16 protein-coding genes are annotated in these 15,292 nt (G+C 34.0%); 12 read left to right on the top strand and 4 right to left on the bottom strand.

All coding sequences use genetic code 11. From position 1 onward, the window contains the following. Window positions 1–37: 37 nt before the first annotated feature. Window positions 38–1,132, bottom strand: coding sequence for a redox-regulated ATPase YchF (ychF, locus tag V7719_RS06490; protein ID WP_335729072.1), 1,095 nt, complete (start codon window positions 1,130–1,132; stop codon window positions 38–40). Window positions 1,133–1,250: 118 nt separating this feature from the next. Between ychF and V7719_RS06495 the strand changes: the two genes are divergently transcribed. Continuing rightward, window positions 1,251–2,732 (top strand): carboxypeptidase-like regulatory domain-containing protein, encoded by a 1,482-nt coding sequence (locus V7719_RS06495; RefSeq protein WP_335729073.1) that lies wholly within the window; start codon window positions 1,251–1,253, stop codon window positions 2,730–2,732. 86 nt (window positions 2,733–2,818) lie between these two features. On the opposite strand, the gene V7719_RS06500 is transcribed toward V7719_RS06495, so the two are convergent. After that, the gene (locus V7719_RS06500; protein WP_335729074.1) at window positions 2,819–3,172 is read right to left on the bottom strand and encodes a 4Fe-4S dicluster domain-containing protein; all 354 of its coding nucleotides are present in this window, start codon (window positions 3,170–3,172) and stop codon (window positions 2,819–2,821) included. Between the two features lie 76 nt (window positions 3,173–3,248). Here V7719_RS06500 and V7719_RS06505 point away from each other — a divergent pair, with 76 nt between their 5' ends. The 10 genes from V7719_RS06505 (at window position 3,249) to V7719_RS06550 (ending at window position 12,116) form a co-directional block, all read left to right on the top strand. Further along, window positions 3,249–4,310 carry an acyl-CoA reductase gene (locus V7719_RS06505; RefSeq protein WP_335729075.1) on the top strand — a complete coding sequence of 354 codons (1,062 nt, stop codon included), beginning with the start codon at window positions 3,249–3,251 and terminating at the stop codon, window positions 4,308–4,310. 129 nt (window positions 4,311–4,439) lie between these two features. Then, a complete protein-coding gene (gene serC / locus V7719_RS06510) occupies window positions 4,440–5,501 on the top strand; it encodes a 3-phosphoserine/phosphohydroxythreonine transaminase (RefSeq protein ID WP_335729076.1) in 1,062 nt (353 codons plus the stop codon). A 72-nt stretch (window positions 5,502–5,573) separates the two neighbouring features. Beyond that, a complete protein-coding gene (locus tag V7719_RS06515) occupies window positions 5,574–6,524 on the top strand; it encodes a D-2-hydroxyacid dehydrogenase (RefSeq protein ID WP_335729077.1) in 951 nt (316 codons plus the stop codon). Window positions 6,525–6,629: 105 nt separating this feature from the next. Next, window positions 6,630–7,271 carry a DUF937 domain-containing protein gene (locus V7719_RS06520; RefSeq protein ID WP_335729078.1) on the top strand — a complete coding sequence of 214 codons (642 nt, stop codon included), beginning with the start codon at window positions 6,630–6,632 and terminating at the stop codon, window positions 7,269–7,271. 215 nt (window positions 7,272–7,486) lie between these two features. Further along, window positions 7,487–7,918, top strand: a complete 432-nt coding sequence (locus V7719_RS06525; RefSeq protein ID WP_335729079.1) for a DUF6146 family protein — start codon at window positions 7,487–7,489, stop codon at window positions 7,916–7,918. Window positions 7,919–7,945: 27 nt separating this feature from the next. Then, a complete protein-coding gene (locus V7719_RS06530) occupies window positions 7,946–8,443 on the top strand; it encodes a DUF6787 family protein (RefSeq protein WP_335729080.1) in 498 nt (165 codons plus the stop codon). Continuing rightward, window positions 8,443–8,775, top strand: coding sequence for a hypothetical protein (locus tag V7719_RS06535; protein ID WP_335729081.1), 333 nt, complete (start codon window positions 8,443–8,445; stop codon window positions 8,773–8,775). Before V7719_RS06530 ends, V7719_RS06535 begins: the two co-directional genes overlap by 1 nt. Window positions 8,776–8,838: 63 nt before the next feature. Further along, complete coding sequence (locus V7719_RS06540; protein ID WP_335729082.1) at window positions 8,839–11,058, top strand: TonB-dependent receptor; 2,220 nt, start codon at window positions 8,839–8,841, stop codon at window positions 11,056–11,058. A gap of 93 nt (window positions 11,059–11,151) precedes the next feature. After that, a complete protein-coding gene (locus V7719_RS06545) occupies window positions 11,152–11,304 on the top strand; it encodes a hypothetical protein (RefSeq protein WP_335729083.1) in 153 nt (50 codons plus the stop codon). A gap of 41 nt (window positions 11,305–11,345) precedes the next feature. Then, complete coding sequence (locus V7719_RS06550) at window positions 11,346–12,116, top strand: CDP-alcohol phosphatidyltransferase family protein (protein WP_335729084.1); 771 nt, start codon at window positions 11,346–11,348, stop codon at window positions 12,114–12,116. 4 nt (window positions 12,117–12,120) lie between these two features. Here V7719_RS06550 and V7719_RS06555 read toward each other — a convergent pair whose 3' ends face one another. After that, entirely contained in the window at window positions 12,121–12,417 is a 297-nt protein-coding gene (locus V7719_RS06555) for a hypothetical protein (protein WP_335729085.1), read from the bottom strand. A gap of 53 nt (window positions 12,418–12,470) precedes the next feature. Next, window positions 12,471–12,593, bottom strand: a complete 123-nt coding sequence (locus V7719_RS06560; RefSeq protein WP_442969060.1) for a GTP cyclohydrolase I — start codon at window positions 12,591–12,593, stop codon at window positions 12,471–12,473. Between the two features lie 254 nt (window positions 12,594–12,847). Here V7719_RS06560 and V7719_RS06565 point away from each other — a divergent pair, with 254 nt between their 5' ends. Then, window positions 12,848–15,283 (top strand): DUF5916 domain-containing protein, encoded by a 2,436-nt coding sequence (locus tag V7719_RS06565; RefSeq protein ID WP_335729086.1) that lies wholly within the window; start codon window positions 12,848–12,850, stop codon window positions 15,281–15,283. Window positions 15,284–15,292: the final 9 nt, after the last annotated feature.

The following is a 15,292-nucleotide window of genomic DNA, read 5'->3' on the forward strand; positions in this document are numbered from 1 at the left end:
ATTCCTGATTCTGAAAATGAAGCGGTTTATTTTCTATTTAAACATTAAACAAGAAATGCATTACATCACCATCTTTCACGATGTAATTCTTTCCTTCGACACGCATTTTGCCAGCTTCTTTGACTTTAGATTCGCTTCCGTATTCAACATAGTCATTATAAGCGATAACTTCAGCTCTAATGAAACCTTTTTCAAAATCGGTATGAATAACTCCCGCAGCTTGCGGTCCAGTAGCTCCAACATTAACAGTCCAAGCACGAACTTCTTTAACACCTGCCGTGAAATAGGTTTGTTGATTTAACAACTTATAAGCAGAACGAATTAACTTTGCTGATCCTGGTTCATCCAATCCGATATCTTGAAGAAACATTTGGCGTTCTTCGTAGTCGTCTAATTCATTAATATCAGCTTCTGTACCTACAGCTAAGACTAATACTTCAGCATTTTCGTCTTTTACGGCATCTTTTACCAGATCGACATAAGCATTACCAGATACTGCGCCTTCTTCATCTACATTACAGACATACATCACAGGTTTTGCAGTAATCAATTGTGCTGGTTTCACGAATTCTTCTTGATCTTCATCACTAAACTCTAATGCTCTAACTGATGTTCCAGCCTCAAGACCTGCTTTCAATTTTAACAATATTGCCTCTTCCTTTTGAGCCTCTTTATTTCCAGTTTTTGCAGCACGCTTAACCTTGTCCAGTTTTTTATCGACCGTTTCTAAATCTTTAAGTTGCAATTCCATATCGATAGTTTCCTTGTCGCGAATAGGATCTACGCTTCCATCAACATGGATAATATTATCATTATCAAAGCAACGCAATACGTGAAGAATAGCGTCAGTCTCACGAATATTTCCTAAGAACTGATTCCCCAAACCTTCACCTTTACTCGCACCTTTTACTAAACCTGCAATATCAACAATCTCTACGGTTGCTGGTAAAACACGTTCAGGGTTTACTAGCGTCTCTAATTTTTGAAGTCTTGGGTCTGGCACATTCACCACCCCAATATTAGGTTCGATTGTACAAAACGGAAAGTTAGCACTTTGCGCCTTGGCATTAGATAAACAGTTAAATAAAGTTGATTTTCCTACGTTTGGTAATCCTACAATTCCGGCTTTCATAATTTGTGATTTTGCGATTGCAAATGTAGTTAAATATCTTGTTGTTTTAAATAAAAAATCATTTCAGTTAACGTAACAAAATCAAACTACCTTCGTCACTATAATAAAACCATCAATCATGAAAACGTATTTTTTCTTAAGTGTATTTTTATTCTTAATATCTTTTATAGGCGCTCAAGAACTCTCAGTAAAAATTTTAGATAAATCTACTAATAAGCCGGTATCCTTTGTTGCTGTTCAAACAGCAGAGTTCAAGGGAGTCATCTCCAATGATGAAGGTGTTTTTATTATCGACATGCAGGATGTCGCTTCTAATACCATAGAACTCTCCTGCTTAGGTTATCAATCTCTAACAATGACTATTGATGAACTTAAAGCTTCAGATTACATCATAAAGCTATTACCTGCTATTAATGAATTGAATGCTGTGTATTTGACAGACAGAAGACCTAATGTTGATTCTATCATTTCGAGAGCAAACAGAAACTTAAAAGCCAATTATAAGAGCGACTCTTTAAGCTATAATTTTTTCTATAGAGAATCCTCGTATATCGATTTTGAAAATTTAGAATTTAAAGTAAATAAAGCCTCGCATTTCAAAAAGCGACAACTGGTTGATGCGAATGAGAGCCTCAATAAAATGTCAAACGAAATCATAAATGGCAATTTTGTTTACTTCACGGATTATTCAGGAGATTTACATATAATAAACAGTATGACTAAAAAACTTGAAGTAGAAAAAGCCACAAAAATCATTAACTCCGAAAAAGATATTTCCTTGGACAACATCCAAGAGAAAGCTCAAAATATTGTTTTAAGATATTTAGATACTACAAAGACTTACAAACTAAAAACTGGATTGTTCAAAATTGAAGATTCTTTATCCTTGACCAATAAAAATGACAAAAATGACAATCCGAATGAGTTTGATATCAAAAACCTAAGCAGCAGTACAGAATCATTATTAAATAAATCAAAAATTAGTGGTAGCAGTAGCATTTTAAGAAAAGTGCTAAACACAGATAATTACGAATACACCTTAAAAAACGCAAGTCTTGTCAATAACAAAACAATCTATTTAATTGAATTTAAGCCTAAGCGTTCTAGAGCACGATTCACGGGAAGTTTATATGTTTCAGATGATAGCTACGCTATTTTAAAAATAGATTATCGATACGCAAAAGGCAAACGCGGTGAAAAAATCAACTTAAGACTCATATTAGGTGTTAAGTATATTGAAAAGATAAATCAAGGCACAATTATTTATAGAAAAAATGAGCAGAATTATTATGAGCCTAGATATATAAAAAGCGAATCTGGACAATACTTTTACATCAATAGACCTTTAAAGTTTATTGAAAACAGTTCAGACAGAAACAAAACGGCATTCAATTTCAAAATTGTCGGCAACACAATGAGTAGAGAAGAACTCTTGTTCTCAAGTATTAGTAGACTAGAGTCCTCAGATTTCTTAAACATCAAAGAAAACAAGACTGTTACTTTTGAAACTTTACGTAAATACGATGCTAATATTTGGACTGGAAAAGAGACATTAGCGCCAACAACAGAACTCAAGACCTTTGATGCTGAGGAAAAGTAATTAAAACAAAAATCCCAAGCCTAAACTTGGGATTTCTTTTATAATTAAATGTCGATTATTTATGCTGAATTCACTTTAGCAGTGATTTAATCTTCAGGATGCATAAAACGTTGTTTTCCTAATAATGTTTCAACCGTTTCTACATGGTCATCGTCAGGCACACAACAGTCAACAGGACATACAGCAGCACATTGTGGCTCCTCGTGAAATCCTTGACACTCTGTACACTTGTCTGGTACGATAAAATAAATCTCGTCACTTACTGGTTCTTGCGCTTCTTCGGCATCTACAGCATTTCCATTTGGCAATACGACCTTGCCTTTTAGACTCGTTCCGTCATTATACCTCCAATCATCAGCTCCTTCGTATATAGCTGTGTTTGGGCATTCTGGTTCGCATGCGCCACAGTTAATACATTCGTCGGTTATTATAATTGCCATAGTAATTTTTATTTCTAGTTTGCGTAATTTTGCAATTGCAAAAATAAAGCCAAAACATCGTATAACCAAACCCAATATGGATTTACAACAAAGAATTAACGCATTTGTAAAATTAGGAGACTTTTTGAGTCAATTTACTAACGAAGGCATCCAAAAAAAAGATAATATTCCTAATAATGAATTGTTCTTTGATGGTTTTATTCACCAAATAAAATTAGCCCAAGAACATAACGGTTGGTTTACAAAAGAAAATATGTTATTTTCATTATACGGTTGGTCTAATCAATTGACAGAAAGTAATATTAACAAGTGGTTAGGTAAGTATCAGTTTAATACTGAAAGTTTAAAAACTATTGCTATTATTATGGCAGGAAATATTCCGTTAGTTGGCTTTCATGATTTTTTATCTGTTCTTTTTTCTGGCCAGAACGTTTTGGTAAAACAATCATCGAATGACAAACATCTTCTTCCCTTTTTAGCAAAGTATTTAGAATATATAGAACCCGATTTTAAAGGACGCATCACCTTTACTGAAGGTAAACTAGAAGATTTCGATGCTGTAATCGCTACTGGAAGCGACAATACTGCGCGGTATTTTGAATATTATTTTAAAGACAAACCTTCTATTATTAGAAAGAATCGAAATTCGGTAGCCGTTTTAACAGGAAACGAAACCGAAGATGAGCTTAAAGCACTTTCCGAAGATATTTTTAGATACTACGGGCTAGGTTGTAGAAATGTCTCAAAACTATTTGTACCTGAAAATTATGATTTCCAGAGCTTCTTTAAAGGCATGTACGCCTGGAATCCAATAATCCACCAAAATAAATACGCCAACAATTATGATTACAACAAGGCAGTATACTTAATGAGCGAATTTGACATACTCGAAAATGGGTTTTTGATGATTAAAGAAGACGACAGCTACTCTTCACCTATTGCTACTGTGTTTTATGAATATTATGCTTCCGAAGCACATTTAAAAGAAATGCTTCAAGAGAAAAAAGAACAAATTCAATGTGTGGTTTCTAACGGGATTTTAGATAATGAAATCAAATTTGGGCAAACGCAATTACCAAATCTATGGGATTATGCAGATAACGTTGATACTATTACGTTTTCGTTGAAAATCTGTTAATAAATTATGATAATCTTAATGCGTTTTTTTACAGAATTTACCACCTTTGTGAAGATTGAAAACTCAATTCGTTTTCTGAGTCTTCGGAAACCGAATAAGATATAGAAGAACTATAATATAATCGAACAGATGAAAAGACATAATTTTAGTGCAGGGCCTTGTGTTTTACCAGGAAGCGTCCTTCAACAAGCTTCAGAAGCAATTATTAATTTTGATAACGGATTATCCCTACTAGAAATCTCACATAGAAGCAAACCTTTTGTTGACGTGATGGAAAATGCTAGAGCTTTGGCTTTAGAATTGTTAGGCTTAGAAGGTAAAGGTTATAAAGCATTATTCTTACAAGGAGGTGCAAGTACTCAGTTTTTAATGGTGGCGCTCAATATGCTAGAAAAGCGTGCAGGCTACTTGAACACAGGTACTTGGAGCGATAAAGCAATTAAAGAAGCTAAAATATATGATGATATTTATGAAGTAGCCTCTTCTAAAGATGCTAACTATAACTATATTCCGAAAGGATATGATATCCCAGTAGATTATGATTATTTTCACTGTACATCTAATAATACTATTTTTGGTACTCAGATGAAAAAATTCCCCAACACTCCTATCCCAATGATCTGTGATATGAGTAGCGATATTTTTTCACGTCAGTTAGATTTTTCAAAATTTGACATCATATATGCAGGCGCTCAAAAAAATATGGGTCCAGCTGGAACAACACTAGTAGTTATTAAAGAAGATGTTTTAGGGAAAGTGTCACGTAAGATTCCGTCAATGATGGATTACAAAGAACACATAGGAAAAAGCAGTATGTTCAATACGCCTCCGGTATTTGCTGTTTACACATCTATGCTAACCCTAGAGTGGTTAAAAAATCTAGGTGGTATTTCTGCAATTGAAAAGGAAAATAACAAGAAAGCACAATTAATCTATTCTGAAATTGATCTCAACCCATTATTTAAAGGTTTTGCAACAAAGGCAGATCGTTCTACTATGAACGCTACGTTTACTTTAGCGAATGAAGATTTAAAAGAAACCTTTGAAACCATGGTAAAAGAGGCAGGAATCAACGGGTTAAATGGTCACAGAAGCGTTGGCGGATATAGAGCATCAATGTATAACGCCCTATCACTAGAAAGTGTTGGTGTGTTGGTAGATGTAATGAGTGAATTAGAAAGAAAAGCATAAAAAAAGTTTGTAGTAATCAGTCACAATTGACAGTCAAATACACAAACGTAAATCAAAATATTAAACTTAAACATGAAAGTATTAGCAAACGACGGTGTTTCACAAAGTGGAATAGATGCATTAGAAAATGCAGGTTTTGAAGTCCTAACAACAACAGTTGCTCAAGAGCAATTAGAAAACTATATAAACGAGAATGACATTTCTGTGATATTAGTTCGAAGCGCTACAACCGTTAGAAAAAACATCATAGACAACTGTCCTAGCCTAAAAATTATTGGTCGTGGTGGCGTTGGCATGGATAATATCGATGTGGATTATGCACGTAGCAAAGGCCTACATGTTATCAATACACCTGCCGCATCTTCTCATTCTGTAGCAGAGTTAGTGTTTGGTCATTTTTATGGTTTAGCTCGTTTTTTACATAACTCAAATCGTGACATGCCCTTAGAAGGTGATGCCAATTTTAAAGGCTTAAAGAAGGCCTATGCAAAAGGAACAGAATTAAAAGGTAAGACACTAGGTGTATTAGGTTTTGGACGTATTGGTCAAGCGACGGCTAAAGTTGCTATTGGAGCAGGAATGAAAGTTGTTGCATTTGACCCTTTCTTAGAAAAAGCCAATTTAGAATTAGAATTCTTTGATGGTCAAAAGGCAAGCTTTGAAATCAAAACGATTTCTAAAGAAGATGTTTTAAAACAATCAGACTTCTTGACACTTCATGTACCAGCGCAAAAAGACTATGTTATAGATGAAGCTGAGTTTAATCAAATGAAAGATGGTGTTATTTTCGCTAATGCTGCGCGTGGTGGCGTTGTCAATGAAATTGCGCTTGTTAAAGCTATTGAAAGCGGTAAAGTTGCAAGAGCTGCACTTGATGTTTTTGAGAAAGAACCAAAACCAGAAATGCAATTATTAATGAATCCTGCTTTATCATTAACACCACATACAGGTGCGGCAACGAATGAAGCTCAAGATAGAATTGGTACTGAATTAGCTGATCAAATTATTAGTATTTTAAAATAGTTTATCGCTAATTGTGACCTAAACGAAAAAAATGAGTCCTACTTAATGTTAGGGCTTTTTTTGTATATTAAAGGTTCAATTATATTAATCTTATTTAAATAAATTATGTCAGGAATTTTAGACTTATTAAACAGTGACCTTGGTAAAACAATTATTAGTGGTGTATCTGGATCTACAGGAACAGATCAAAACAAAACTAGTAGCGTTTTGACTATGGCTCTACCTGTATTAATGAAAGCAATGGAGCGAAATGCGTCTACACCTCAAGGTGCGGAAGGATTAATGGGAGCACTTAGCAGTAAACACGACGGTAGCATCTTAGACAACCTTGGTGGTTTATTTGGTGGTGGAGTTGATGATAAAGTTAAACAAGATGGCAGTAAAATTCTTGGTCACGTTTTAGGAAACAGGCAACAAGGTGTTGAAAAAATTATTGGTGAAAAATCTGGTTTAGATATGGGTTCGGTAGCAAATATACTTAAAGTGGCTGCACCAATATTAATGGGTGTTTTAGGAAAACAAGCAAAACAAAACAAAGTGAGTTCTTCAAATGACTTAGGAGGTTTACTTGGAGGTTTACTTGGAGGTAATGACCCTAAAGAAGAACAAGGTTTCCTTGAAAAAATATTAGATGCAGATGGTGACGGTAGCGTTATTGATGATGTTGCTGGAATGGTGTTAGGTGGATCTAAGAAAAAAAGTGGCGGCCTTGGTGGTTTACTTGGCGGACTTTTTGGTGGGAAATAATATTTTTAAATCATATAAATTTAAAAGCCAAACCTTGTGTTTGGCTTTTTTTTTTTAAAATAACGTTTAAAGTTTACTCACTCAAAACCACTGTTCGCTCATTTGTGGTTTACTCAACAGTTAACTAGTTCTATTTTTGAAATAAATATTAATCGAAAAGATCATTTATTAAGAAGCTAAGGAATGATTTTTGTAACTTTAAAAATAAAAACGCAATGAAACACATCACACAACTTTTAATAATTGCTTTACTCCTAGTAAGCTGTGGTTCGTCTAACTCAATTTCTGAAAACGCTACTCAAAATGATGTTCCTGAAGAGGATATTGTTAGAATTGCCAACGAGGATATCGAATATGAAATTATTATTATCGAACCAGGTTTTAATGGTTGGTTGCAATCTATTGCAAGACCTGAAGGTTATTATTCACAATCTTATATGGAAACTCGAAATAGAATTTATGTACAAGAATGGAATAGTAGAGTCATACAAGTAAATAGGTTTGACCCAAGCCTTTACGAAATGCGAATTGATTATAGTTCTAACATTGATTATGGCTATGATGTTAACTACAAATTGTACAATTACTTTATTTATTTTCAGTTAAAGCATAAACAACAATTGGGCACCTTTCAACCAAGAATTTAGATTATCTTTGCATAGCAAATTTCGGCTATGATAGACAACTTTAAAACGCGTTGGGAAATACAACAAAACTGGCAACTTATATTTCCACTTTTAGGTCTATTAGGCTTAGGATACAGTGCTTATATGCTAGCATTATTGGTCACAAAATCTTACGGTATTGCTATTACATTAATTCTAGCAATAGCTATTTTTATTGCTTTATTAAAACTAATCTTATTCTTTTTTAAAAAATTAGAAAAGAAATGGGTCGTTGAGCATAAATGGGAAATGATTCGCATTTTTATTGTATTTGCAACTACGGGATCATCATCAATGTATATTGGACGACCAATAATGAAGTACATTGGAATTACTAAAGAAAACTTAAATCCCATGCTTTTTTGGGTATTATTTATTATCATTGGGCTCATTTTCTACCAAATTCTTCTCGTAACTTTTGGATGGCTTTTTGGTCAGCACAAGTTTTTCTGGGAGTTTGAAAAGAAAATGCTAAAACGATTTGGATTAGGAAAATTTATCAATTGATGGATATAAAAAAACCACATGTTTCAATTAAGCTAGCAGCATTAATGCTTGCTTTTGTTTTATTGGTGCCTACTGTTGTTAAGTTTTCGCATGCCTTAACCAATCACAAACACGAAGTTTGTTTAGACAAGTACCAAACGCACTTTCACAATGTAGATATTGATTGTGATTTCTATAAATTTAAATTACAAACGCAGACTACAACTGTAATTGTTGATTATGATATGTTTTCCTTAGAAAACAATCATAAAACCATAGCATATCATTATGATTTCCTAAGTGACTATCAACGCTTACATTTCTCACTCCGTGGACCACCTTTTAATAATTAACAACTGAATAAACTGAGCGCATCTGCTCAGAAAAATAATAGTTAATTATTAAAATCAATTTACATGAAAGCAATATCTTTTGTTGTGTTATTCTTAATAATATCACAATGCATTTTTTCACAAAACACCTTACAAGGTGAAATCACAGAATCTAGTAGTAACCGAAAATTGGCATTTGTTAATGTGTATTTTCCACAATTGGAAAAAGGCACAGTTAGCAGTGAAAATGGAATTTTCGAAATTCCAAATATTCCTAATGGAACTCATAAACTTGTCGTTTCATATGTTGGATATGAAACATACTCAATCAACTTAACATTTCCAATTTCCGAAGTACTCAAAATAGAGCTTAAACCTTCAGCAATTGAAATGGAAGAAATCATCATTTCTACACCGTTTCACAAACTCCAAAGTGAAAATGTGATGAAAGTTGAACGACTAAGCATCAAAGAGCTTAAATCGCGTGGCGCAATTAATTTATCCGAAGGCATTACAAATATTGCAGGCGTTTCTAGTGTTAGTACTGGTATTAGTATTGGTAAACCTGTAATTAGAGGATTGAGTTCTAATCGCGTTTTGGTATACACACAAGGTGTTCGCTTGGAAAATCAGCAATTTGGAGACGAACACGGATTAGGCATTAATGCTGCTGGAATAGAAAGTGTAGAGGTTATCAAAGGACCCGCTTCTCTACTCTATGGAAGTGATGCGCTTGGCGGTGTTTTATATTTGAATCCTGAACGTTTTGCTACTGAAAATTCTTCCGAAGGAAATATTAGCGTTAACTATTTCAGTAATACCAAAGGCTATAATTCGAGTGCTGGTTTTAAAGCATCTGGATCAGAATTCCGATATTTATTTAGAGCAAGTGTTTCAGAACATTCAGATTATGAAACAGCAAACTACAGAGTAACCAATACACGTTTTAGAGAGCAAGATTTTAAAGCTGGAATTGGTTATCAAAAGAATCAGTTTAAAACCGAATTACGTTACAACATCAACCGTTCAAAGCTTGGTATTCCTGAAGAGATAGGCATCCAAAACACAAATACAACACCTTTAGAACCATTCCAAGAATTAACCAATCATATCTTTAGTTCTAAGTCAACCGTGTTTTTTAATAATTCTAGTCTAGACATAACATTAGGTTACCTCTACAACGATAGAAAAGAATTTGAAGACCATGATCATGATGAAGAGGAACATAACGATGAGGAGGAAGAACTTGAAGAAGATGAAGCTGCAGCACTGCATATGAAGTTAAAAACATTGAATTACAATGTGAGGTATAATCTTCCTGAAATTGGGCGATTTGAAACTATTGTTGGTTTACAAGGAATGAGCCAAGTTAATACCAACTATGGAGAGGAACTTTTAATACCAGATGCAACAACAAACGATATTGGAATTTTAGCAACGTCTCACATCCATTTTGATAAGGTAGATATTCAACTTGGAGCGCGTTTTGACCATCGTCATATAAATATTAACTCTCAAATTGATAGAGATTTTAATAGTATTAATGGTGCCTTCGGAATAAAAACAAATCTATTTAATAAGGTGACAGCGCGTTTAAATTTGGCTAGCGGATTTAGAGCACCTAACTTGGCCGAACTAGCTTCAGATGGCACACATGAAGGCACAAACCGTTATGAGATTGGAAATATTGACTTAAAAAATGAACAAAACTTTCAAGCAGATTTTGCTTTAGAATTTAAGAATGAGCATGTTGAAATTTTTGCTAATGCGTTCTATAATTTAATTAACGATTATATTTTCTTGAGTCCGAATGGAGAATTCATAGAAAATGACCCTGTCTTTTTGTATGCACAGGATAATGCGAGACTATATGGTGGAGAATTTGGATTTCATTTTCATCCACACCCATTAGACTGGCTACATATAGAGAGTAGCTTTGAAACCGTTACTGGACAGTTGGACGATGATAGCTACTTACCTTTAATTCCTGCAAATTCCTTAAACCATACCGTAAGAGTTGAATTTGAAAAACCATGGATTAAAAAAGGATATGCTTTTGTAAAGTATAGCTCTACTTTTGATCAAAATAATGTGAATGCTTTTGAAACTGAAACCGATGGCTATAACTTACTAAGCGCGGGTATTGGTGGTACAATAGAGGTGTTTAAAAAGGAATTAGAAGTGACCATTTCAGCAAATAATATCACAGATGAACAATTCATTAATCATTTGTCACGATTAAAATCTGATGGTATTCTCAATATGGGGCGTAATATTAGCTTTGGATTAAATTATACGCTATAAGCCTTTTTTACATTGAATCTAAAATCCCACTAACTTGTGGGATTTTATGATTTAAGCTGTCTTAGCCTAAAGCGTTCTAAATAAGTCGTACTTTTGAAAAATAGGGTCAGGATATTTTTTATTACCGGAAAAGACTTTGCTTTAAGCCAAAAACAAGATACAGAGATTATTGAACTCATTGGATTGGCACTATTTAATAAAGCTATGGTTTACATCAAAACACATAAAACGTATTTTGACTATTAACTTGGTATATTCCACAACATATTTCATCTACATGATTCCATATGTCAAAATTACCCACAGCACATAAATTTATAGATCTTTCAGACTATGGAAGACCAGCTGCACGAATAATCGCTATATCTTTAAAAAACACAGGCTTTACTCCTATTCACGTAACTCTTGCTTTTATCCTTTCAGGATTAATAAGTGTTATCTGTATTATCTATGGTGACTTCTGGGCTGCTGCTTTCTTTTTAATTTTCAAATCTATCCTTGATGCGGCAGATGGCGAACTTGCTCGAATAAAAGAAACACCTTCATATACAGGGCGTTATTTAGATTCGGTTGCTGATATCATTTTAAATGCCATTATCTTAATAGCTATTTGGCATATTAGTAATTCAAATATCTGGGCAACTGTTCTTGCGTTTATTGGTATTGAACTTCAAGGCACACTGTATAATTACTATTATGTAATCTTAAGAAATAAGTTCAATGGAGATACCACAAGTCGTGTTTTTGAAAACGAAACTCCTCAAGCTTTAAAAGGCGAAAAGCAAAGTCACGTCAACATTTTATTTAAAATATATAAGATTCTCTACGGAGGTTTTGATAAAGTCATTTACGCCTTAGATAAAAACGCATCCAAAGGAAAAACGACACCAAATTGGTTTATGACTGCAATTTCTACATTTGGATTAGGATTTCAGCTTTTGCTCATCGCTATACTTTTGGTATTAGGACTGAAAGATTATATCATTCCCTTTTTTATTGTCTATTCGGTAATGATTTTTGTTTTTATTGGGATAAGAAGGAAACTCTACAGTGCCTAAATATTTAATTAATATCAATGATAGTTTCATCCGTTTTCTTTTCCGAGGAAAACACATAGGTATAAAGCCACATTAATGTAAATGTTGGTATAACGTCTAAAAGCGGCAATGCTTCTTCTACGAAAGATATAGCTGCTGCAATTTTTCCTTTTCTACCTTTATAGAGTTTGGTCATTAACCAAGCCGAAGCTGGAGCCCAAATAAAATCAAATGGCGGAAATATAATAGACACATAACCTATTGCATCAAAGAAGATCCCTAATGCTAATTTTTTTGTTTTTGAAGTGTTTTCTAATGTCATAAAATGTATTGTAATATACTTGATATAAATCAAATAGCGTTCCAAACAATAAACTATGACAAATTTTCGCTAATGAGTTTTAAAAACTCTGTTCGCGTTGCTGTATTTTGAAAAGCACCTCTAAATCTTGACGTCGTCGTTCTAGAGTTTTGGTTTTGCACACCACGCATTGTCATCGGTAACTTTGATGTTATATTCCTAAAATTTCTGGTAAGGTATTGTGTTTTAGAAAAAAATATTAATGTAAGTAAAAAAATTCAGACAAAAACATTAAGATTCTCTTACCAAAAGATTAACACAAACATTTGGTTTTTAACGTTTGCTTATGAAAATTCGGGTATTAGCATCGGTAGATTTGTACACCTTTCCAAAACTAACAACCATTAGTGCTTTTGTAAACACAAATGCCTAAGAAAATCATGACATTACAATGCAATTTCGCTCAGCATTAACCATCTTATTCGTTTTTATTTTTCTGCAAATTCATGCACAAGAAAAAAAGACACTTAACATTACTCGCACTGAAAAAGCGCCTAAAATAGATGGCGTATTAGATGACGACATCTGGAAAAATGCAGAAATAGCAACAGACTTCATTCAGTTTCGACCAGAAATGGGTGTCACTTTATCACAAAGTGAACGTACTGAGGTGAAAATGACTTATGATGATGATGCTATTTATGTATCAGCATACCTTTATGACAATCCAAAAGACATCATGAAACAATTAACTGCTAGGGATAATTTTGGACAATCAGATTTCTTTACTTTGGTATTGAACCCAAATAATGACGCCCAAAACGACACTAATTTTATCGTTTTCAGTTCTGGAGTTCAGGCAGATGCTATCTCATCACCAAGCATAGGTGAAGACTTTAGCTGGAATGCGGTTTGGGATAGTGCAGTGAAAATCAATGATGATGGTTGGTCTTTAGAAATGAAAATCCCGTACAGAACATTGCGTTTTGACAATCAAGAAACACCAACTTGGGGTTTGCAGTTTCATCGCCAGTTTAGAAGATATAGATCTCAATATACCTGGAACCCATTGGATATTACCAAAGGAACCATTGGACTCTATCACGGAGAATTAAAAGGATTAGAAGGCATTAAACCGCCAACACGTCTTATTCTTTATCCTTTTGCCACAGGAATAACAAATTCGTTTGATGGTGAAACAGAAACAGATGTCACTTTTGGAATGGACGTTAAATATGGTTTAACTGAAAACTTTACCCTTGATGCAACATTAGTTCCAGATTTTAGTCAAGCAGGGTTTGACAATGTTGTTCTCAACCTTGGTCCCTTTGAACAAACGTTTTCTGAGCAACGCCAATTTTTCACTGAAGGTGTTGACTTGTTTTCAAAAGGAGGATTGTTTTTTTCCAGACGTATAGGTAGTGCTCCAACTGGAGAGGTTGAACTTGCCGATAGCGAGACGATTGATAGTCCCAATGAAGTAAAAGTATTAAATGCCCTTAAAATTTCTGGGCGTACAAAAAATGGATGGGGACTTGGTATTTTTAATGCCATCACTGAAAAAACCATCGGACGTATTACAAATGAAGATACTGGTGAAACCCGAGAAGCTGTAGTAGAACCATTTACAAATTATAATATATTAGTAGTTGATAAACAATTTAGAGGCAATTCATCCTTAAGTTTAATTAATACGAACGTTTTAAGAGAAGGCAGTTTTAGAGATGCCAATGTCACTGCTGCTAGAGCAGATATCGTGAATAAAAAAAATACATTTAAATTTATCGTTGAGGGAAAAGTTAGTCAGGTAAATTATCAAAATTCAGATACTGAAATTGGATCCAGTTCTTTCTTCTTTGTCGGTAAAGTAGCGGGAAATCTTCGTTACAGTTTTGACCATCGCTTTGCTGATACTAAATTTGAGATTAATGATCTCGGACTTCAGTTTAGAAACAATTTGAACAATTTTGGAGTTGATGCCTCGTATCAAATATTTGAGCCACAAGGAAATCTAAATAGCTATAGGGTTAATGTATTTGCCAATTACAGACGTTTAGCAAGTCCTGGAGTATTCACAAGATTTAATTTTGGAGGTCGTTATAGAGCAACAACAACCAAATTAGACAACTACAGCTTTAGATTAAATGTAGAGCCAGGAAGACAGTTTGATTATTTTGAATCACGAGATGGGCGTCCTTTCATATTTGAAAACTTCGTGAGTACTGGTGGATCGATTTCTACAAACTATAATCGTGTATTTGCTATTGACATTAGAGCAAATATGGGCTCGTTATTTGAAGATGGTAGAGATTTGTTTACGTATGATTTTTCTATCAGCCCTAGAGTGCGTTTCAACGATAAATTTCTTATGGTGTATCGCATTAATTTTAATCACAGAAATGGAGATCGCGGCTATGCAACGAACGTAGATGACCAACCTGTTTTTGGAGAACGGAACAGGCAAATCGTTACCAACAGTATATCTGCAAACTATACATTCAACCCTTTTAATGTGTTATCATTAACCTTTAGACATTATTGGGATACTGTAGATTATGACTACGATATGTTTACACTACAAGATAATGGTAGGTTAACTACCGATTCTGGTTTTAATAGGGAAAATATCGGTGACGATCCCAATATTAATTTTAGTACTTGGAATATCGATTTGAGTTATTCATGGCAATTTGCGCCTGGTAGCTTTTTAACGGCATTGTATAGAAATCAATTGTTTAATTTTGATACTAGTTCTGCTGCTGCCTATGACGAAAGTTTAAATAATCTATTTGATCAACCCATTCAAAACACCTTCTCATTGCGTTTGCAGTATTTTATAGACTACAACAACGTTAAGGGATTACTTAAAAAGAAATCTACGTCGTAGATTGTCCAT

Source organism: Psychroserpens sp. (assembly GCF_036960315.1).
Taxonomy (GTDB): domain Bacteria; phylum Bacteroidota; class Bacteroidia; order Flavobacteriales; family Flavobacteriaceae; genus Psychroserpens.

Excerpts from the sequence above, each read along its gene's own strand:
- V7719_RS06565 (WP_335729086.1), top strand. The coding sequence starts at position 12,848 with ATGCAATTTCGCTCAGCATTAACCATCTTATTCGTTTTTATTTTTCTG.
- V7719_RS06515 (WP_335729077.1), top strand. The coding sequence starts at position 5,574 with ATGAAAGTATTAGCAAACGACGGTGTTTCACAAAGTGGAATAGATGCA.
- ychF (WP_335729072.1), bottom strand. The coding sequence starts at position 1,132 with ATGAAAGCCGGAATTGTAGGATTACCAAACGTAGGAAAATCAACTTTA.
- V7719_RS06535 (WP_335729081.1), top strand. The coding sequence starts at position 8,443 with ATGGATATAAAAAAACCACATGTTTCAATTAAGCTAGCAGCATTAATG.
- V7719_RS06555 (WP_335729085.1), bottom strand. The coding sequence starts at position 12,417 with ATGACATTAGAAAACACTTCAAAAACAAAAAAATTAGCATTAGGGATC.
- serC (WP_335729076.1), top strand. The coding sequence starts at position 4,440 with ATGAAAAGACATAATTTTAGTGCAGGGCCTTGTGTTTTACCAGGAAGC.
- V7719_RS06540 (WP_335729082.1), top strand. The coding sequence starts at position 8,839 with ATGAAAGCAATATCTTTTGTTGTGTTATTCTTAATAATATCACAATGC.
- V7719_RS06495 (WP_335729073.1), top strand. The coding sequence starts at position 1,251 with ATGAAAACGTATTTTTTCTTAAGTGTATTTTTATTCTTAATATCTTTT.
- V7719_RS06550 (WP_335729084.1), top strand. The coding sequence starts at position 11,346 with ATGTCAAAATTACCCACAGCACATAAATTTATAGATCTTTCAGACTAT.
- V7719_RS06520 (WP_335729078.1), top strand. The coding sequence starts at position 6,630 with ATGTCAGGAATTTTAGACTTATTAAACAGTGACCTTGGTAAAACAATT.
- V7719_RS06530 (WP_335729080.1), top strand. The coding sequence starts at position 7,946 with ATGATAGACAACTTTAAAACGCGTTGGGAAATACAACAAAACTGGCAA.
- V7719_RS06525 (WP_335729079.1), top strand. The coding sequence starts at position 7,487 with ATGAAACACATCACACAACTTTTAATAATTGCTTTACTCCTAGTAAGC.
- V7719_RS06560 (WP_442969060.1), bottom strand. The coding sequence starts at position 12,593 with ATGACAATGCGTGGTGTGCAAAACCAAAACTCTAGAACGACGACGTCA.
- V7719_RS06500 (WP_335729074.1), bottom strand. The coding sequence starts at position 3,172 with ATGGCAATTATAATAACCGACGAATGTATTAACTGTGGCGCATGCGAA.
- V7719_RS06505 (WP_335729075.1), top strand. The coding sequence starts at position 3,249 with ATGGATTTACAACAAAGAATTAACGCATTTGTAAAATTAGGAGACTTT.